General features: G+C 50.5%; 14 protein-coding genes and 1 pseudogene. 4 read left to right on the top strand and 11 right to left on the bottom strand.

Annotation, left to right across the window (positions count from 1 at the left end):
- The first annotated feature begins 354 nt into the window (after nt 1–354).
- Nucleotides 355–2,745 (top strand): ABC transporter permease, encoded by a 2,391-nt coding sequence (locus tag DWW90_RS19200; protein ID WP_122346129.1) that lies wholly within the window; start codon nt 355–357, stop codon nt 2,743–2,745.
- Nucleotides 2,746–2,751: 6 nt separating this feature from the next.
- Here the strand turns inward: DWW90_RS19200 and DWW90_RS19205 are convergent, their stop codons facing one another.
- A complete protein-coding gene (locus DWW90_RS19205) occupies nt 2,752–4,017 on the bottom strand; it encodes a porin family protein (protein ID WP_122346130.1) in 1,266 nt (421 codons plus the stop codon).
- Nucleotides 3,995–4,554 (bottom strand): annotated as a pseudogene (locus DWW90_RS19210) (RNA polymerase sigma factor). Before DWW90_RS19210 ends, DWW90_RS19205 begins: the two are co-directional and overlap by 23 nt.
- Before the next feature lie 123 nt (nt 4,555–4,677).
- Here DWW90_RS19210 and DWW90_RS19215 point away from each other — a divergent pair.
- The 3 genes from DWW90_RS19215 to DWW90_RS19225 are packed head-to-tail and all read left to right on the top strand — an operon-like array spanning nt 4,678 to nt 8,054.
- Nucleotides 4,678–5,508, top strand: coding sequence for a hypothetical protein (locus tag DWW90_RS19215; protein ID WP_122346131.1), 831 nt, complete (start codon nt 4,678–4,680; stop codon nt 5,506–5,508).
- 37 nt (nt 5,509–5,545) lie between these two features.
- Entirely contained in the window at nt 5,546–6,589 is a 1,044-nt protein-coding gene (locus DWW90_RS19220) for an endonuclease/exonuclease/phosphatase family protein (RefSeq protein WP_122346132.1), read from the top strand.
- A 22-nt stretch (nt 6,590–6,611) separates the two neighbouring features.
- On the top strand, nt 6,612–8,054 hold the full coding sequence (locus DWW90_RS19225; protein WP_122346133.1) for a glycoside hydrolase: 1,443 nt from the start codon (nt 6,612–6,614) through the stop codon (nt 8,052–8,054).
- Nucleotides 8,055–8,089: 35 nt separating this feature from the next.
- Here DWW90_RS19225 and DWW90_RS19230 read toward each other — a convergent pair whose 3' ends face one another.
- From DWW90_RS19230 to DWW90_RS19270, 9 genes are all read right to left on the bottom strand, one after another.
- On the bottom strand, nt 8,090–9,103 hold the full coding sequence (locus DWW90_RS19230) for a DUF4249 domain-containing protein (protein WP_233547830.1): 1,014 nt from the start codon (nt 9,101–9,103) through the stop codon (nt 8,090–8,092).
- Between the two features lie 12 nt (nt 9,104–9,115).
- Complete coding sequence (locus DWW90_RS19235; RefSeq protein WP_122346134.1) at nt 9,116–11,839, bottom strand: TonB-dependent receptor; 2,724 nt, start codon at nt 11,837–11,839, stop codon at nt 9,116–9,118.
- Between the two features lie 86 nt (nt 11,840–11,925).
- Complete coding sequence (locus DWW90_RS19240; RefSeq protein ID WP_122346146.1) at nt 11,926–12,951, bottom strand: DUF4249 domain-containing protein; 1,026 nt, start codon at nt 12,949–12,951, stop codon at nt 11,926–11,928.
- 5 nt (nt 12,952–12,956) lie between these two features.
- Nucleotides 12,957–15,629, bottom strand: a complete 2,673-nt coding sequence (locus DWW90_RS19245) for a TonB-dependent receptor (RefSeq protein WP_122346135.1) — start codon at nt 15,627–15,629, stop codon at nt 12,957–12,959.
- A 2-nt stretch (nt 15,630–15,631) separates the two neighbouring features.
- Nucleotides 15,632–16,480, bottom strand: a complete 849-nt coding sequence (locus DWW90_RS19250; RefSeq protein ID WP_122346136.1) for a FecR family protein — start codon at nt 16,478–16,480, stop codon at nt 15,632–15,634.
- A gap of 10 nt (nt 16,481–16,490) precedes the next feature.
- Nucleotides 16,491–17,237, bottom strand: coding sequence for a porin family protein (locus DWW90_RS19255; RefSeq protein ID WP_122346137.1), 747 nt, complete (start codon nt 17,235–17,237; stop codon nt 16,491–16,493).
- Between the two features lie 82 nt (nt 17,238–17,319).
- On the bottom strand, nt 17,320–17,835 hold the full coding sequence (locus DWW90_RS19260; RefSeq protein ID WP_115500056.1) for an RNA polymerase sigma-70 factor: 516 nt from the start codon (nt 17,833–17,835) through the stop codon (nt 17,320–17,322).
- 194 nt (nt 17,836–18,029) lie between these two features.
- Nucleotides 18,030–19,082 carry a tryptophan--tRNA ligase gene (gene trpS, locus DWW90_RS19265; RefSeq protein WP_115500055.1) on the bottom strand — a complete coding sequence of 351 codons (1,053 nt, stop codon included), beginning with the start codon at nt 19,080–19,082 and terminating at the stop codon, nt 18,030–18,032.
- 47 nt (nt 19,083–19,129) lie between these two features.
- Complete coding sequence (locus DWW90_RS19270) at nt 19,130–20,002, bottom strand: ion transporter (RefSeq protein WP_115500054.1); 873 nt, start codon at nt 20,000–20,002, stop codon at nt 19,130–19,132.
- Nucleotides 20,003–20,007 lie beyond the last annotated feature (5 nt).

Genomic DNA, 20,007 nt, shown 5'->3' on the forward strand with positions numbered 1-20,007 from the left:
AATATTATACTTTTTATTCGATTCTAATAATTCTTTGCAAACATACGAGGGCTAAGAGGAGAAGGGGAACGTTTCCCTAACCCAAGGCTTACGCCTTGGGCTGAGATCTGCCGGGCTTACAGCCCTAAGACAACGTTGCCATTCGGGCGGTTCGCGAACCGCCCCTACGAGGCCTCTGCTGCTCACCGATAAATCTTCATTTATTGGTTCATATCTGCCAAATTATGAAACAACATTTCCCTTGCACTGTCCAACAATTAGACAAATTCATCCTTATCCGGAGAAAAAAGCGGTTGATTGTTTGGGGTGTCCGACAAAAGGGGATAGTTTTGGTTCATTAATCAAGAGATAGTCATGAAAGCAGTTGCACTTAAACTTGTCCTCCGTAGTTGGTGGCGGAACAAGACGTTTTCCATTATTTCAATCGTCAGCCTTGCCATCGGAATTGCCTGTACAAACCTGTTGGCGGCCTTTGTCATTTATGAATTCAATATAGAGGCAAGTAATCCGGATAAGGACAAGATTGTCTATATGGCGCAAGACTCGCCGATGAAGTCAGGTGAGATCGTTTCTTATATCGTAGGACAAATTCCGATTGATTTAAAAGAGAAATATACGGAGGTCGAGGATTATCTGCGCTTCAGCGCGATTAATTGCAAATCAGTCACCATAGGAGATAAACGATATGAGCCTATTCTAATCACCACTACTGACACGACATTTGCCCATTTCTTCAAGTATAAAGTATTGTATGGCGACTTGCAAGACGCTCTTTCCGCCCCGGATAAAGCGGCATTAAGCGAATCTTGCGCTCGAAAACTGTTCGGAGATGCAAATCCCATAGGGAAGATCGTTCAGATAGATCTTGCGGATGGAGGTATGCGGTATAACGATGAAGTAATAGCACCTTCCCGGTCTTTCCAAATCGCAGCTGTCCTGAAAGAATATCCGCAGTCTTATATCAGATTCGACATGCTTACCGGCAACGAACAGGAATACCACGGCGGGATCGCTCTTCTGAAAGTATCCGCCTCATTCGATAAAGAGGGATTTGCCAAGAAGATAAAAACGGATGGGGTTCCCACGCTTCAACAAGAGAAAGGGAGTTATCATTTCACCTCCTTGCAAGACTCCTACTTCCAACACTATACACAGGAGTCTATTCCCTATATCGTCCGGTCGCAACGGTCGCTATTGCTCATCGGGCTGATCTCGGCACTGCTGATTCTGCTGATTGCCTGCTTCAACTATATCAACCTCAGCTTCTCCCGGATTCTTCAACAGATACGGATCGTGCATACACAGAAGCTGATGGGGGCAACACGTTCGGAGATCAATTCCCAACTGTTTCTGGATACTTTCCTGACAGTCGGTATCGCCTTTTTACTGTCGCTACTGATCGCCCACGATCTGGTTCCGGCCTTCAACCGGATCATGTCCGGACGAATCACAACCGGCTTTTTCTTGAACAGCCAGGTGTTACCTTTTATTAGCGGTCTGATCCTGGTCTTATCTGTCATCCCCGCCTGCTATATGAGCCGGAAAATCTCTAACCTGACGGATAGCAACTACCGCATATTTTTTACCGGAAATAAGAAAAGAAAGATCGTCACTGCACTATCCATTATACAATATGTCATATCCATCGGCCTGATTATCGGTACACTGACCATACATGCACAGTTAAGGCTGGTCCAAAAGAAAGGAGAAAGCTACCGTAATCTGGTCGAGATCGGAAACTGGATGGGTGGAAACGTGAATGTCAGCACAATCGCGGCAGAGCTAAAAGACAAACCGGGAATAGCCTCCATTACGCGTGCCGGAGGTTCAATCCTTTACGCCTGGCTTCGGCAGATCATTATTGATAACAAAGACGGATCGGAGACGTATCATTCGATGGTCCAGTATATGGGTGAAGAGAGTCTTCTGAAAACATTGGACATACAAATTCTTCAGGGAGTGACACCCGAAGAAGCGATACGGAAGTATGATCGGCCGGTCTATATAAACCAAAGATACGCAAACATCCTGGTCCCAGCCGGTGAAAACCCAGTCGGGCAGCCGATCCAGCAATACGACAAGTATTTCGACGACGGCACGGGGCAAAGCTGTACGATTTGCGGGATTGTCAGTGATATCTACATTAATACGCTGGAAGAAGAAGTGATGCCAGCCCTGATCTACCTCAGTGATGCCAGTGCCAAGAATTTCCAGATGCTCTATGTTAAACTCGACGAAAAGCGGAAAAAGGAAGGGATGGAGGCGATACGGACCGTATGGGAGAAAGTAAATCCAAGCGAATACTTCACTTATGTAGATGTCTATGCCGGCTTCATGCAACGCAACCGGAAAACCACCGATATGGCGAACCTGCTGTTGATGTATGCCATTATCAGTATATTCCTGACTTGCTTCGGTCTGTTCGGCATGGCGCTGTATGCGACCGAACAACGGACCAAGGAAATCGGAATCCGAAAGGTGAACGGGGCCAGCACAGGAAATATCATGCTGCTGTTGCTCAGACAATTTGCGGGATGGATTGCGATTGCTTTTGTGATTGCCGTTCCTGTCACCTGGCTTTTGCTGAACCGTTGGCTGGAAGGATTCGCCAACCGGGTCAGTGTCGCGCCGATCCATTTCCTGCTGGGCGGACTGACGGTTCTGGTCATCACCCTGTTGACGGTCGGTTGGCACAGCTACCGGGCGGCATCAAGCAATCCGGTCAAGAGTTTGCGGAGCGAATAGCCTGCCTCAAAATTCGAACCGCACACCGGCCCCGACACCAATCAGTGTCGTATTCTCGGTACGGTAGCTCATCGGCTGGTTGTTGTCGAAATAGTAGGAATAACGCGGTTCCAGGTAAAGGTTCCAATCGCGGTAGACACGGTAAGAGACGCCGATGGAAAGGTTTAGCGATCCTTGCAAACCGTGGATGCCGGAACGGACTGTTCCTGCTTTGTGTTCATCCAGACGATAAGCTTCCAGGTGGTAAAGGGAACGTAATCCCTTTTCCACCATAAAACCTCCGGATACATATACGTTCCAATTCGGATTGTCCCACAACTTGACCACCAGGTTAACCGGAATGCCTAAATAGTGCAATCCCAACGTAGCCTTATAGCTGACAGCCCCACTCTCGTTCATCTTGGAATACAGGTAGGTATAGACAAGCCCGCTCTCGAGTGCGATACGGTTGTTCAGGTTCTTCCGGACAGTAAAGCCGAATGATAACGGCGGTGCACAATCGACATTGGAGAACGATTCCGGCCCGCGTTTCATATTCCAGTCCGGTTTCTCTTCGATAGGAGGAAAAGGATAGCCGGGATTCGGGTCATTACTGTCTATTCCACCTTGAGATTCGTCCCCCTGCAGGTTCAACCCTAAAGAGACATGTCCGCCCGTTCCCATATTCGCCCCGACTTGCCATTTGCCGCCTTTTGCCTTCGGCTTGTCCACTACAGCAATCAAGTCTCTTGTCCGGCGCCTTTCCGGCTCAGGTCCCTGATGGCGCACGGAAGGCGTTTTAGCAGCCGGCTTCGAAACCGCTGCTTCTGCCGGAAGCCCGACTTCCGCCTCATCGACAGAAGTATCTTCCCAGGCAATCGTGTCTATACGGGCTATCACATCCATCTTCTTCATCGGACGAGCCACCCGTTCCCGCGCCTGACGCGGGATCGCATCTACTCCTGCCGTATCCGGCAAATCCACTTTGCCCGGTTCGGCTTGTTCCACTTCCGACTCAACCTTATCCGCCACTAATCCGTTCTCTTGCGATCCCGCGTCAGGCGCGGGAACGGGTGAGCCAAGACGCATCAACAGCAGCAATGCAATAACAGCGGCAGCAGCAGTCGCCCAGCCTCCGATCCGCCACCAAGAACGGCGCGGACGCTCAGACACCTTCGCTTCGATCTGTTCCCAGCACCCGCTGTCGACAGGCAGCCGGTGATCTTCCAGTTTTTGCTTCACCTTCAAACTGAACAGGTCTAATTGCTCCTTATGTTCTGTTTCTGCTGACATCGTCTTGCGTTATTAAAGATTGAACCATTTCCTGTAAAGCTTTCCGCGCCCGTGTAAACTGCGAACGGGAAGTGATCTCCTGGATATTCAGCATGGCCGCTATTTCCTTATGCGTATATCCTTCGATGGCATACAGGTTGAAGACTGTCCGGTAGCCGTTGGGCAGCCGGGAGATACATTCCAGCAAATCATCTGCCGAAAGGCGATCCAATACGGATGCATCCGTGTCTTCAACCTGTTCGCCATATTCATCAATCGGGGCACTCAACCGGAGAGCATCGTATTTACGGAGATATTCGAGTGCCGTCGTTACAAAGATCCTTCGCACCCAGGCGCCAAAAGGACCTGTGGCCGAATAGGTCTGTATCTTGGTGAATACTTTGATAAATCCATCCTGAAGCAAGTCGCGGGCCGTTTCCTGTCACGGACGTACCGGGCACATACGCTCATCATGGCAGGTGCGTACAGCTCGTATAATTCTTTACGAGCCGATGTTTCGCCACGCTTACATCCGTCGATTAACAGTTGTTCGTCCATAAATACTTGCTACTCTCTGATTGTATGATGAAAAAGGTTTTCGAATAGTTGCACCAATCTCGATTATTTATACACAAATATCTAAATTTATTTTTATCTTCGCATTATTAAAAGAGTTGATGTATGAAGCGGGGAATAAGTTTAATCATATTATTATTGTGCGCATTCTCTATGCAGGCACAATCGGATCTGACTTGGATCAGAACCGCTGAAGGGAGAATGGTGGTAGTGCCCAAACGGGCGGTATTCGACCTGAACCTGCCCAAGTTCGCATACAGGAATTTCACGCCTTCGGACAGGCAACTGATCGAAGCCAAGTTGCGTGAGTTCATTCCCGACCTGCCGACTTCATCTGTCTTCGACCAGGAACGGCCGATGGATATGATCATTTCATCCGCGGCCTACCAACCTTTTTTCAATCCCTACACGCCGATGCTGCGACGGGTTTCGCCGATGGCGCTCGATTTCCACGAAGTATCGGTTGTCCCTGTCAGCGAGCAGTTGGCATTCATCACGAGCGGACAACAATACACATGGCCGGGCGTAGGCGGTCTGACCCGCATTAATACGGAATTGTTATGGACTCACGAACGCTTCTCCCTCTCAGGCGGAGCTTTTGCCGGGCGCTATTTTACGCCCTTCAACCCTTCCCCGCAATTTATGGGCGGCTTCAATGCGATGGCCAGTTACGACGTAACGGACTGGATGACAGTCAGGGGATGGGGGCAATATACCTTCTATGAATCCAAAGAGAAAAACAACCCGCACCTGATGTTGAACCCGTTCTACAACCACACGAATGTGGGCGGAGCGTTCGAATTTAAAGTGAACGACAGCGGTTTCAGGGTCGGAGTAGGGATCAACTACGAATACAATCCGATTCGCGGAAAGATGGAACGCCAGTTCATGTTCTATCCGGCAGGTAAAATCGGTACCTTCCGGATCGGCAACTAAAAAGAGGCATAATTAAACAAATAAACACACAATCAACATGAGAAAAGACAATCTCAGAGCAACATTCCTGTTGCTCCTGATGCTGGTTTTCGGGCTGTCATCCTGCCAGAAAACAGAAACATTCAAAGTATTACAGTTTAACATCTGGCAAGAGGGCACCGTCGTAAAAGGCGGTTTCGCCGCACTGGCGGACGAGATTGTCCGCAGCGATGCCGATTTCGTGACCCTGAGTGAGGTACGCAATTACCACAACACCCGCTTTTGCGACCGGATCGTGGAAGCTTTAAAGGAGAGAGGACAGACGTATTATTCTTTCTACACGGAAGATTCGGGACTGCTCAGCCGTTACCCGATTTCGGACAGCACGACCATTTATCCTTTAAACGATGACCGGGGAAGCATGTACCGCCTGGTCACGAAAAAAGGGGAGCAGGAGTTCGCCGTCTATACCACCCACCTGGATTACCGCAACTGCGCTTACTATGACGTTCGCGGCTACAACGGGAATACTTGGGAGAAAGAGGAAGCGGTGACAGACATAGACTCCATCCTGTTCTTGAACCGGGCTTCCGTACGCGATGACGCCATTGCCAAATTCCTGGTCGAAGCAAAAAAAGACCGCGAAGCAGGCCGTATCGTTATCTTGGGCGGCGACTTCAACGAACCTTCGCACCTCGACTGGACGGAAGCGACAAAAGATATGTTCGACCATCACGGCGTTGTCGTTCCCTGGGACTGTTCCATGATGCTGGCAAAAGCAGGTTTCAAGGATTCATATCGCGAAATGTACCCGGACCCGGTCCGCTATCCGGGATTCACCTGCCCGGCAGCCTGCCCGGATGTCGACCTCAAGCGCCTGGTCTGGTCGCCGGAAGCAGACGACCGCGACCGCATAGACTTCATCATGTATGCGCCGTTCGAAGGCCTGTCGCTCACAAACGTCAGCATCATCGGCCCGAAAGGCGATATCCTTCGGGGCGAACGGGTAACGGAAGAAACTTCCGATCCGATCATCGAGCCCCTTGCCATCTGGCCGACCGACCATAAAGCTGTATTGGCGACTTTCACCCTGACCAAATAACACATATTAAGCCACGAACAAAATGGACAGACTTAGAAACATCCTCCTTTTCTGCTTTATCTCGGTAGCAGGATTTTCTTGTAAAGAGGTACAGCAACCCGACTGCAAGATCGACATCCGCTGGAATGACGAGAAACAGGTGATAGACGGTTTCGGCATTGCACAGGCCGGCTGGTCGGACAAGCTCTACGCCCACTTCAAGCGGGAAGAAGTGTTGCAAAAAATGTTTGGGAACGACGGCCTTCGCCTAAGTATCCTACGGGGAGAAATCTTCCCCCATTACTGGGAAAACCGACAGGATAAAGATTTCAACCTCGATGACAACATCGACCTTCCCTTGACGGACGACTTCTTCACGGAAGAATCGGACGATATAAAGCGACGCGGACAATTATGGATCAGCCGTTATGTCAAAGAAAAATGTAAAACAGATAAGCTGTTCTTTTCCGTCTGGAGCGCTCCGGCTTATATGAAAAGTAACGGAGAGGTTTCACAAGGCGAACTGAATCCGGCCTATAACCAGGTATTTGCCGATTACCTGGCGGCTTTCTATGAAGCCTACAAATCGGCCGGACTGGAACCGTATGCGATCTCGCCCGCCAATGAACCGGGCTATGCCGCCCCCTGGAACTCTTCTTTGTGGACATCCGGCAAGATGGGGGAGTTCATTATGGACTATCTGGGGCCGACTTTCCAAAAGAAAGGCATAGCGGCACATATCGTATTTGGCGAGAATCCTTTCTGGTCAGCCGTCAGCTCGCAAGCCGCTTTTATTTCTTCCCGGCATTTCACCGATGCGATCATCAACCGGTATCCTGACATCACCCGCTTCCCGGTTATTGCCGCCGGACACGGATACACGCTTCCGGATTCCTATCCGGCGCCGAAAGACAGTCTGAAAACGCCTATCGAGCCGCTCGCAGAAGCCTCAAAAGCAGGCATTCCAGTCTGGCTGACGGAAATCAGTGACACGGAAGCGCTGGACACCACTATCCAAGACGGCATTAAGTGGGCCATCACGTTCCATAAATATCTGACAACCGCAGGTGCAAGCGCCTGTATCTGGTGGGCGGGCGCACTTCCGGCCGATAATAACGAAGGACTGATCGTACTGAACCCCGACCGGCAGAATTACCGGATGACCAAGCGCTTCTATACGTTCGGCAACTTCTCCCGTTACATTCCGGTCGGCAGCAAGCGTATCGGCGTAGAAACGGACCATGCGGCGGACAGCCTGTTCGTCTCCGCCTATAAAAACGGAAACGACTTCACTGTTGTAGCCATCAACCCGACAGCGAGCGACAGACAAACCTGCCTGCAAATGGATAACCAAGCATGGAACGGCCAAGTATCCTGCGCCCTCACGGATGAAAAGAACAACTGGAGCAGTTACGAAGCAACAGGAAACCGGATAAAGATACCGGCAAACAGCATATTAACAATCACAGGTTCAATCAAACAATAAATGACAATACGTAGGGCGGGCAAATCCCGCCCCTACTATTCCCCTTCGAACTCTTGGGAATACAGGTAGCCGCCACCCAGGATGCCGGTACCGCCTTCCACATTCGAATAGATACGGATCGGTTCGGCAAAGCCAATTTCCGCCAGGTCACCGGTGAAGCCGCTTTCGTAGAGGTCGTTCAAGCTCTTCATATAGTTATAGTAGGATCGGGAAATGGAGTAGACGTAACAACGATAGCGGTAGGGATGGTTGACTACGTTTTCAGTATAGCTGTAACTCATGTTCCAGGGGATGTTGAACTGATAGCTCTTCCCCGCGAACAGTTCGTCCGAAAAGGCAAGCCCGTTATAGCCTCCAACACCGTCGTAACCGAGTATCTGGTCGAAAGCGGAGCTTTGAACAGCAAACAAAGGTTCGCTTCCGTAGTCCGGAAAGAAAGAAGACCAACGGTAAGTCGTATCTTCATCCCCTCCATAGACATTCCCCTGGCGGAGATAGAGCAGGTAATAGTTCTCCTCGCCCGGCTCATCCCGAAGGGTGAACTGAATCTTGTTCGTCTGAGAAACATAAATATAGGTGTAGTCGTCCCCCCAAGAAGAAGTATCCCTCACCGTTTCCTGGATCAGGCGACAGTCCGAGACGGCACAGGGCCGGGGAATCTCCGTAACAGCCTCGGCAGTCTTAAAACCTTCCTTCGAGGCAACAATACGAATCCGGTCGCCGGTGGCCGGGAGATAAAAAAGCGATTTATACCGGATGGTCTCATCCACCGGGTAGCCCCCTTCATTCTTCGTCTCGGTCAGCCGTTCGCGGAACACATCGTTCACATACAGTTCCACATCGGCACCGGAGACATAAACATCCGGAATATCCTCGGTATAAAACCAGGTGCGCGAAAGCTCCACAGCCAACGTATCGCCTTGCAACGCCAGACAATTCAACACCAGTTTCGGGTCCGGCCGCAGGTGTTCCAGGTTGATCTCCCGCTCGCAACCGTAAAAGACGAACGACATTAAAGCCAACAGGCTGATACTATATCTCAGATTCATATTCATCATCATTTAAAACTTATAGGTGTATGAAACCGACGGGATAATCGGGAAGATACCGACCGACTTGAATGCATTCCGATAGGTCGTCCCATTCTCTGACGTCTTATCTTTCACATCACCCTTGTAAACCATAATCGGATTCATCCGGCAATAGACATTATAAATGCTGACATTCCAGATCCCCATCCGTCCCTTTTTCTTAGGCCGGTAGATATTGATTCCCAGATCCAGGCGGTGATAAGCAGGAAGTTGATAATTATTGCGCTTGTCGTAATAATCCTCGCTGCCCGTCCCCCAGGAAGACGTTTCACCCGGCAGGTGCAGGTGGTCGTTGGGCCGGAAGTTCTCGAGCGACAACGTCGTATAGTTGCCGGACGAATAAGTCCAGGCGGCCGACAGCTCCACCTTGTCCGACAGCTTGTGCATCGCCACGATGTTCAGCTTATGCCGGTTGTCGTAGCGGGAAGGATAGCGCATACCTTTGTTTATATCGTCGAACTGACGGTCTGCCCAGGCCAGCGAATAGCCCACCCAGCCGGTCGTCCGGCCTGTCTGCTTGCGGACCATGAATTCGAGTCCATAGGCACGTCCTTCACCGACAGCCATCTTATCCTCCCACGAGACGGACGAGGGGATCAGGCTATAGCCATCCTTATATTCCAGCAGGTTGTTCATCTTCTTATAATAGCCTTCGACGGAGAAGTCCAACAATCGGTTCCAGTTATAGTAGGCGCCCAGCGAAACCTGGTCGCTGATAAGCGGCTTCAGGCGACTGGTCACCGGCATCCAGGAGTCGGTCGGGAGATCCATAAAGCTATTACTGATCAGGTGTACATACTGGTTCATCCGGGAATAGGAAGCCTTCAGGCTGAGATCCCGTGAAAGCAACCAGCGCAGGGAGACACGCGGTTCGAGTCCCTTATAAGTCTTGCCCTCCACATTGAACAGGCTGAAGCGCAGACCGGCATTCAGGCGGAAGGCATCGGATATCTCCCAATCGTCCTCGGCATAGGCAGCTGCTTCATGCGCCCACAGATGCTCGTCGGTGAAGGTCTGGCCGATCTGCATGGAGTCGGGCTTGTCGCTGTCCAACGCCTTCAACCGGTTATATTCCGGCTCGAAATAGTGTGCCAAATAGTCCGCTCCGAAGCGGATATGATGCGCCGCCACCGGCTGATAGTCGAAAGCGGTCCGGACACCGAAATCGGTGATGCCGGTCCGGTTCATCGTCTGGTCCAACGCATGCCGATAGTACTCATAACCCTCATAGCCGGAAATTTTCTCCTCGCTATAGCTGATCTTGGAACGGTAACGAGTGTAGAAACCGGAAAGTTTTCCGAACAGCTTGTTACTGAACGCATAGGTCCATCCGGCGGACGCGACCAGGTTTCCCCAGCGCATATAGGAGTCCTGTGTATTCAGATAGCCCTCCCAGTCGTCCTTATTCTTCGCCTTCAGCGCATCATTCCCGTTGTAGAGGCTCAGATACATCCGGCTCTTCTCACTGAAACGGTGGTCGATGCGGGCGTTCAGGTCATGGAAAGCATACCGGACTTTCAAGGTGTTCCCGTCCTTCTTCTTGTGGTTGATAATCGCCATTGCCGGAGTCGTCAACACATCCAGCCAGGTACGGCGGAGGGCGATATTGAAAGAGGTATGATCTTTCCAGATCGGCCCCTCCAGGTTCAGGTTGCCGGAGATAAGCCCCAACGAGGCGCTACCGTGGAACTCTTTCATATTCCCCTCCTTCGTCTGTACATCGACGACGGAGGACAGGCGTCCGCCGTAGCGAGCCGGGAATCCCGCCTTAAAAAAGTTCATCCCCTTGATCGCTTCATTGTTGAAGGCGGAGAAAAAGCCGCCGATATGGTTCACCTGATAGACCGGGTTGCCGTCGATCAGGAACAGGTTCTCATCCGAATTACCGCCCCGGACATACAAGCCGGAGATACCTTCCGTCCCAACAGACACACCGGGTGTCAGTTGCAGGGTACGGATGATATCGGCCTCGCCCATTAAAGTCGGGGTTGCACGTATCGTGGCATGGCTGACTTCCATTGCCCCCATCTGCGTGTTGCGGACCGTCTGGCGATTCGTTTCCGAAGCGGTCACCAGTACTTCCTTAATCGCCGCATTGGGTTGGAGAACGATGGCCAGCACCGTATCTTGTATCAGGGAAGGAATTGTAAACGAACGGCTTTCGTAGCCGATATACGATGTTTGCAGACGAACGGGAATGCCGTTGCTACCCGGAGGAATCGTCAACGAGAGGCTGAAGAAGCCGTAGGCATTGGTCGCCACCCCGCTCAGGCTGTTCACATCATAGACAGAAGCCCCGACCAGGGATTCCGATGAGGTCTGATCCCTCACAAAACCGCTGATCGTGACTTGTCTGGGTTTCCGTTTCAGAACGACAATGTTTCCTGTCCTCTTGTACACGATCGGATAGGCCCGGAAAAGCTGCTCCAAGCAATCGTCAAGTGCTGCATCCTCTACTTTGAAACTTGTCTTCTGAAACTCCTTCAACAAAGATGATTCATACGAAAAAGTCACTCCGGCCTGCTTCCCGACCTCCGTCAGAATATCCTTCAGAGGCACTTTCCGCATATTCAATGTAACCGTTCGATCATCATCCCCACTGTTTGCCTGCGCCATCAACTTCCCCGACATGGATAAACAAATCAACCACACAAAGATGCAGGCAAACCATCCTCTCTTCATAAACTTCTTCATTCACTCTTTATTGACTATTCAACTATAAGACAAGAAACCGGGAAAAACCCCTATCCTGTCCGGGGAAAATGTCGCGTGTACTGTGACTATGGCCAAAAAGGATTGTCGAAGGGAGTCCAAGGTTCCGTATCTCCGAAGGGCATCGTGAAGCGGTGGTGGTAGAGCTGGCAACCGGCGACGATGCCGAAACCGTCCTTTACATTCGTATAGGTAGCAGTCGGTTCGACCAACCCGTCCAGATAGGCATCGCCCAGCGAGATGGATAAATTACGGACGACGGTCAAGTACTGATAATAATCGGACGAGACGGTCATCAGCCGGACATCGTAGTGCACAATAGTCGTGACCGAATCTCCTTTATATGAATCGTAGACGGGATAAAAGGACGACCGGACGGTGTATTCTTCGCCGTCGAACGTATCGTCGGGGAAAGTCCCCCGGCAGGTGTAACCGTCCAACTGCTCTATCGTCGGATTCGTGGTAGTCAAACGAAAGACGGGGTCTTCATATTTCAGGTTGAACTGCTCCACGATGTACATATCGGTCTGGTACATGGAGCTGCTGACGATGACGCTGTCCCCCTTGATATACTCGGTCTGCTTCTCGACAATCAGGCGATAATAATTCCGCTTACCCGCCTCATCCCGGAAACGGATGTAGAGGCGTAAATGGGGCATCATACCCCAATAGTGCTCGGGAGCAATATAGCGGACCGTATCGACCGACAATACCTCCGGCCGGCCGGGCATGACAGTTTCTCCTTCCACCGGATCGAAACCAGGCGCAGAAGCAACTAACCTCAAGCGGTCACCCACCCCCGCACGGCAACCGGGCAAGACATACTGTCCCGTAAATTTAGTGTCGGCGGCCGGCTGCATCGTTCCCTCCAAACGGTCGTTGATATAGACCTGGATATTCCCGCCGGTAACGCCGTCATTCGTAACCGTGTCGAGGATAAACCAGCTTTTAGACAGAAAGGCAGTCACATCCGCATCCGATGTAACAGAAGCGTTCAACACTAAACGTGGAGGTACGCGCGGCAAATCCAACGGCACATCCCGGGTACAGGAGGCCAGCAAAACCAGAAGGGGTATGAACAATATATTTCTCATCTTCATCAGAATTTATAGGTGTATGACAGGGAAGGAACGAAGAGGAACAGCAAGGTCTGCTCCAGGACTGCCTCCCGGCCATTCTCGGTAGTATAGAAGCGGGGACGGACAGAGAACGGATTCGGCTTGAAGTAAGCATTACAGAGGCTCAGGTTCCAGATTCCCATCCGCCCGTTTTTCTTGTAGCGATAGAAGTTCGCGCCCAGGTCCAGACGGTGGTAGGGTGAAAGCTGGTAATTGTTACGCGAACTGGCACTCGTGCCCTCGCCTGTGCCGCCATACCACCAGAATTCCTGCCGGTATCCGTTTTCGGTGTAATCCGGCGAAGAGCGGTAATACATGTCCTGGATCGTGACGTGATTGCCGGACTTGTACATCCAGGCAGCCGTCAGCTCCACCTTCCGGGAAAGTTTGTAGGACGCAACGATGTCGATCTTATGCCGGTTGTCATATTTGGAGGGGAAACGGACGCCTTTGTTCACCGATCCGTCCGGGAACCAGCGGTCGGACCAGGAAAGCGTATAACCGATCCAGCCGTTAAACCGCCCGGTCTTCTTCTGCGCCATCAGCTCCAGCCCGTAGGAACGGCCTTTACCCACTCCTACCCGGTCTTCCCAACCGGAAAAAGCCGGCACGACCAAGCTGTTGTCTTTATATTCCACCAGATTATTCATCCGCTTGTAATAACCCTCCGCCGAAAAGTCGAACCCTTTATAATGCCAGAACAGGCCGCCGGTCACCTGGTGCGCACTCATCGGACGGATCTGCCCCGTCACCGGAACCCAGATGTCCGTAGGCTGGCTGATATAGCTGTTGGACAGCAAATGGATATACTGGTTCATCTTCGTATAGGAGGCCTTGACCGACACCCGCCGTCCTAACAGGTAACGGGCGGAGAAACGGGGTTGTAAGGACTGATAGGTTTCGCCCTGCACATGGAAGAGCGTGAGGCGCAGGCCGGCATTCACCCGGAGGCGGTCGGTCAGCGTCATCTCGTCTTCAGCGTACGCCGAGACTTCATGCCCGTGAATCAGGGAGTGGGAAAAGACGGTGTTGTTCTTTTGCGTGATGACCGAATCTTTGTACCACGAGCTCATGTTGCTTTGTTCCGGGCGGAAGATATGGAAAAGGTAGTCACCTCCCATCCGGATCCGGTGGTCGGCATTGGGGCGATAGTCGAAAGAAGCGCGGAGGCTGACGTCTTCCATAGCCGAACGGTAATGCCCTTCCTGGAAATACACCTGGTCACCCCTGTCGTGGAAGGCCATAAACGTATTTTGTTTCTGGATGATATGGGAGCGATAGCGGGTGTAGCCTCCCGTGAATGTGGCAAACAGCTTCTTATTGATCACGTAGTTCCATCCGGCAGACCCGATCAGGTTTCCCCAGCGCCAGCGGAAATCGCGGTCTTCCCCATGTATGTCTTTCGAATCCTCCCCGTTCCGGTAGCTGTCGCTGCCCATATAGAAACTGAGGTAGGCACGGCTCTTGTCCGAGAAAGAATAGTCCACTTTGGCATTCATATCATAGAAATGGTAGCCGCCTTTCAGGTCGGTATCCGAACTACTGGGCACCGCCTTCATGAGAGGCCAGGTGATCAGCTCCATCCAGGTACGGCGCACGGAGACGTTGAAGGAGGAGCGGTCTTTAATGATCGGCCCTTCCAGATTGGCACGCGCGGCCAGCAGCCCGATCGAGACATTCCCGTGATACTCCTTCCGGTTTCCCTCGTTTGTACGGACGTCTATAACGGAAGAAAGTCTCCCGCCGTATTCCGCCGGAAAACTTCCCTTGTAAAAAGTCGTATTCTTCACCGCATCCGGATTGAAAGCCGAGAAGAATCCGAGTACATGATTCGTATGGTAAATCGGGTTCCCGTCCAGCAGGTAGAGGTTATCATCCCCATCGCCTCCCCGCACAAACAGCCCGCTCATTCCTTCTGTCCCGACTGTCGTCCCCGGCAGTCGCTGCAAGGTTTTGACAACATCCGCCTCACCTAAAAGCGCCGGCAGCGACTTCACCCGGCTGACCGGAATATCGACCACCCCTACCCGGCTGTTCAGTACGTCAGACCTCGGCAGGATTCCTTGTACGACTACTTCTCCCAAGGTCCCCGCCGCTTTCAAAGGCAGGTCGACCAGCGTATCTTTAGTCAGTTCAAAAGTGACGGTATAACGCTCATACCCGACATAGGAAGAGGACAACTCCACCTTTCCGGGTGGCAGCGTGATACTATAGAAACCGTAGTTATTGGAGACAGAACCTTTCCCGGAAACCCGCTCGATCACGGTTGCAGAGATCAAGCTCTCGTAGGAAGCGGAATCACGGATAAAACCGCTGATCGTGTACAGGCGGGGTTTCTGCTTCAGGATCACATATTGCCCTGTCACCCGGTAGACAAGCGGCAGCGGGTCAAACAGCCGTTTCAGGCAATAGGACAGAGATTCTTCGTGCACCGTCAGCGAAACCTTCTGATATTCTTTCAGCATGGACGATTCATATGAAAAGAAGATCCCGGTCTGCTTCTCTATCTCCAGCAGGATGTCCTGGAGCGGTACATTCCGCATATCCAGTGTCACAGCGGGAGTCGGATCGACAGACAGAGCCGGAAAACCTGTTGCCCGAAGCAACGGACAGCAGATACAAAGCCCTATAACAAATAGGTAAACACGATGCATACTTATTTTCTTTTATCTGCCCGGGAGACAAGACGGATATCCAATGTCTGATTAATTACCATCAGAACTTCGTCGAGGGGCAGGTCATTGAATGTAGCAGTCAATCTGGAATCCGGAGAATCCACCTTATTCGTAATCTCCACATGGTAATAATCATTCAGGTCCTCGATCACCTTATCCAAAGGGGTATCGTTGAAGCGCAACTGCTTCGTCTTCCAGGAAAGATTATTAGGGTTTTCCTCCGTCAGTATCTCGATCTCCTTCTTTTCGTTGGAATAAGAGGCCGACATTCCGGCGGTCAGGACGACCGGAGCGGGCTCTTTTCCAGCGGTAAAACGGACTTTACCGGTAACAACATTCACTTCCATGCTGCCCGGCTGTTCGTTCACCTGGAAACTGGTTCCCAACACCGTTACCTCCGTCAGAGCCGTATGGACAGAAAAGGGGCGTGCCTCATTCCGCATCACCTGGAAAAAAGCTTTTCCAGTCATCTCCACCACACGCCGTTCCTTTCCATATATCTTTGCATCATACCGGAGCGTCGAGCCTCCCGCCATCGCCACCAACGTGCTGTCCGGCAGGTAGACATCCTTCAGCTGTCCCGGTGCAGTAACGACAGACACCCATTCGGGTTTGTTCCGTTCCGTCATATAGAGCGTACCGAATCCAACCAGCAAGAGCATGACAGAGGCTGCCGCCATCCAGTAACGGCGGAAAGACACCTTGCGGCGAATACCTTGCCGGGCAGCGAACCGCTCCCAGGCTTTATCCGTATCCAGGCTTCCCTCTTTGTAGCGCCGGGCTACAAAACGGAGGCGTTTTTCAAATCTGTCATCTTGCTCGTTATTCATCTTCCTACTGTTATTTGCCTAACTTAAACTTATACCCGACAGACAGGCTGAGGGTGTGATATTTAAGATCGCACTTATCACCTTTATATTCTTTTCCCAGAGAGGCGTCATAACCGACGTTCATCACCCACTGTTTCACCTCTACTCCGACCTGTAGCGAAACGCCCCAGTCGAAAGGATTGTCGTGCGTCCATCCTTCATGTCCAAAACCCGTTCCGGTCCATCCGCCACCATAGCTGTTGCCACCGTAATATCCGTTACTGCTATAACCACCATAACCATAGCCTGTACCCGGTGTATATTCCATATAACTATACTGGTCTTTATCGCCCAGCGAATAACCCACATACGGACCGGCAGCCAGATTCAACCTTACATCATCCGCCAGCCTGAATGAAAAATTCGCCATCAAAGGCACTTGCAGGATATGGCTGTTCCGCTTAGAACGGATTTCTCCGAACATCACATCCGATTGCTCAGCACCGGTCGGATAAATACTTCCATACGTAATCGTATTGTAAGAATATCCGCGCTGTGTATAATACAATCCCGATTTCAAAGAAAAGAAATCCGGCTTAACAGCATATTCAACCCCAACGCCCATTTTCCAGCGTGAATTCCATTTTTGCTCATCCGAATAGAAACCTCCGCCTCTACTGATAGCCGTCATTCCCACTTCCGGCGTCAACGACCAACGTTGTGCATTCACAGATACTACACACATCATCAACATCACAAATAATACGAATTTCTTCATCTCTCTTTTTCAGTTTTAGTGATACAAACATTTTAAACTTTCTAACACTAAGACTAAGAAATCTGAAAAAACCCCTATCTGCTCAGGAAAAAAAGAAACAATAAATCCGTACGGCAGTCTCCCGCAACGTCTTCAACGCTTTGCCTATCTGGTTCTCGACTGTTTTAATCGATATATTCAGTTCCTCCGCAATCTCCTGGTATTTCAATCCGTCCCGTTTGGAAAGCAGAAATATTTTTTTCCGCTCGGGAGGCAATTCGTCGATAGCCGCCCAGAGACGGGCGTCGCGCTCGGACTGGTACATCTGTTCCTCCTCCGACGTATCTTCCATATCGGCAAGGAACTCTGTTGTCTGTCCGGTATCGGCGGACTGGGCGATAAGTGTGAGGGAACGGTTTCGTACAGCCTGGTACAGATAAGATTTAAAGTTGGCAATCGCCACGTTATGGCTGCATTTATCCCAGACATCGGCAAATGCTTGCTGCACGACATCTTCGGCATCTTCCGTCTTTTCGGTAAAACGAAGTGCAAACATGCATAAGGGCCTGTAAAGGTCCTTGAAAATACGTTCAAATTCTCCCGCAGATATTGCCGCCATACGTTTGTTACTTGTCTCTATTCACTGCAAAGTAAAGCAGTTTTCCATTTAACAATCCGATTTTCAGGTTATTTATTATGATTTTAATAAAATATATCGTATTCCGGAGAGGTATAGGTATTTTATACAAAAAGAGATGAAAAAGGGCAGGTTAAACACCTACCCTTCCAATTATCTTCTTATTAAGAATGGGCTTATCCTCTGAAGCCGATAATCTCGCGAACCTCACGCAAGGTCTTCGCTGCGCTTTCGCTGGCTCTTTCAGCACCCATGCGGGCTACCTTTTCCATATATTCCTCATTGGAACGGATGTCCAGGATACGTTCGCGTATCGGAGCGCAGAAATTGGCGATGTCTTCAGCCAACTGCTTCTTCAGGTCTCCATAGCGGATCTCGCAGTTGTTATATTTCTCGTTGAAGAAATCGTAAGTATCCTTTGTCGACACGATTTCCATCATCGTGAACAGATTGGCGATCGGTTCGGGCTTCACGCTGTTCGGCTCCGTTGGGCCGGCATCGGTCACTGCCTTCATCACCTTCTTTTTGATCGTCTTCTCGTCGTCGATCAGATAGATTGCATTCCCCTCGCTCTTTCCCATCTTGCCGGAACCGTCCAAGCCGGGCACTTTGATCGCCTTATGCGAATAGTAGAAAGAGGCGGGTTCCGGGAAAAACTCGACTCCGAACGTAGAATTGAAACGGCGGGCAAAACGGCGGGCCATCTCCATATTCTGTTCCTGGTCTTTTCCGACCGGCACTTTTACTGCCTTATGAATAATAATGTCGGCAGCCATCAAAGTCGGATAGGTCAGCAAGCCGGCGCTTACGCTATGTTTGTTGCTTTCGTTGAAGATTTCCTTTTCCACATCGCCTTCCGTTGTTTCCACCCGGTCGATATGCAGCTGTTGGCGTGCCTTGTCTTTAAACGAAGTCGTACGCATCAGTTCACCGATCCCGGCATTCATATTCAGGTACAGATACAACTCGGCCACCTCACGCACATCGCTCTGGATATAAATTGTCGCTTTTTCCGGATCGATGCCGCAGGCCAGATATTCGGCCAGGATCGTTTTCACGCTGTTACGGATATTATCGGGATGCGGATGTGTAGTCAACGAGTGCCAATCTGCAATGAAGAAAAAGCAATTATACTCATTTTGCATTTGCAAAAATCCTTTTACTGCTCCGAAGTAATTCCCCAGATGCAAATTACCGGTTGGGCGGATGCCACTTACTACTGTTTCCATTTTCTTTCTAAATCAATTTGTTTATTCAAGTGGGGCAAAGATAGTAATTATTTTCCAGAGTTATAATTCTCTAACTTCGATCCGCAGTACTTGCAATACTCCGCCAGCTCTTCGTGCCCGTCCTGATGGCAATTCGGACATTTATAACGGCTTCTTTTCCGCTGTTCCCCGACCATCGTCGCCGACACGATCCCTGTCGGGACCGCAATAATCGTGTAGCCGATCAACATCACGATAGCCGAAAGAAAACGTCCGGCAGGCGTAACGGGTGTTATATCGCCATACCCGACAGTCGTCATCGTCACAATCGCCCAATAGATACTGTTCGGTATGTTATTAAACTGCGTTCCGGGTTGGTTCCCTTCTATCATATACATGATCGTCCCGATCGAAGTGACCAGGATCAGCACGAAAAAGAAAAAGACGAAAATCTTGGGTGCACTGATCCGGAGCGATTTCAACAACAGGTTCCCTTCCTTCAGGAAATTAAACAGCTTGAACACACGGAAGACCCGAATCAACCGGAATGCCCGGATCACAATCAGATAGCGCGTACCGGCAAAGAAAAAACTAAGGTAGACCGGTAGTGTCGCCAGTAAATCGACAATCCCGAAGAAGCTGAAAATATACTTCTTAGGCCGTGGCGAACAATAGATCCGGACCAAGTATTCAAAGGTAAAGAAAGCGGTAAACACATATTCCAAAATACGCAATGCAAACGTGTAGTGATAAGAAAACGACTGTATGCTCTCCAGTATCACCACCACCACACTTGCAATAATAAACCCGATCAAACAAGTATCAAACAGTTTTCCCTTCGGTGTATCCGACTCGAATATAATCACATACAACTTCCTCTTCAAGTCCTCATCATGAAGAAAAGCATCCACACGCTCCCGCAGTTTCGTAAAAAGTCCCATAATCA

Origin of the sequence: Parabacteroides sp. AF17-28 (assembly GCF_003479205.1) — a bacterium.
Taxonomy (GTDB): Bacteria; Bacteroidota; Bacteroidia; order Bacteroidales; family Tannerellaceae; genus Parabacteroides; species Parabacteroides acidifaciens.

Coding starts and splice junctions, on each gene's coding strand:
- DWW90_RS19200 (WP_122346129.1), top strand. CDS start 355: ATGAAAGCAGTTGCACTTAAACTTGTCCTCCGTAGTTGGTGGCGGAAC.
- DWW90_RS19205 (WP_122346130.1), bottom strand. CDS start 4,017: ATGTCAGCAGAAACAGAACATAAGGAGCAATTAGACCTGTTCAGTTTG.
- DWW90_RS19215 (WP_122346131.1), top strand. CDS start 4,678: ATGAAGCGGGGAATAAGTTTAATCATATTATTATTGTGCGCATTCTCT.
- DWW90_RS19220 (WP_122346132.1), top strand. CDS start 5,546: ATGAGAAAAGACAATCTCAGAGCAACATTCCTGTTGCTCCTGATGCTG.
- DWW90_RS19225 (WP_122346133.1), top strand. CDS start 6,612: ATGGACAGACTTAGAAACATCCTCCTTTTCTGCTTTATCTCGGTAGCA.
- DWW90_RS19230 (WP_233547830.1), bottom strand. CDS start 9,103: ATGAATCTGAGATATAGTATCAGCCTGTTGGCTTTAATGTCGTTCGTC.
- DWW90_RS19235 (WP_122346134.1), bottom strand. CDS start 11,839: ATGAAGAAGTTTATGAAGAGAGGATGGTTTGCCTGCATCTTTGTGTGG.
- DWW90_RS19240 (WP_122346146.1), bottom strand. CDS start 12,951: ATGAGAAATATATTGTTCATACCCCTTCTGGTTTTGCTGGCCTCCTGT.
- DWW90_RS19245 (WP_122346135.1), bottom strand. CDS start 15,629: ATGCATCGTGTTTACCTATTTGTTATAGGGCTTTGTATCTGCTGTCCG.
- DWW90_RS19250 (WP_122346136.1), bottom strand. CDS start 16,480: ATGAATAACGAGCAAGATGACAGATTTGAAAAACGCCTCCGTTTTGTA.
- DWW90_RS19255 (WP_122346137.1), bottom strand. CDS start 17,237: ATGAAGAAATTCGTATTATTTGTGATGTTGATGATGTGTGTAGTATCT.
- DWW90_RS19260 (WP_115500056.1), bottom strand. CDS start 17,835: ATGGCGGCAATATCTGCGGGAGAATTTGAACGTATTTTCAAGGACCTT.
- trpS (WP_115500055.1), bottom strand. CDS start 19,082: ATGGAAACAGTAGTAAGTGGCATCCGCCCAACCGGTAATTTGCATCTG.
- DWW90_RS19270 (WP_115500054.1), bottom strand. CDS start 20,002: ATGGGACTTTTTACGAAACTGCGGGAGCGTGTGGATGCTTTTCTTCAT.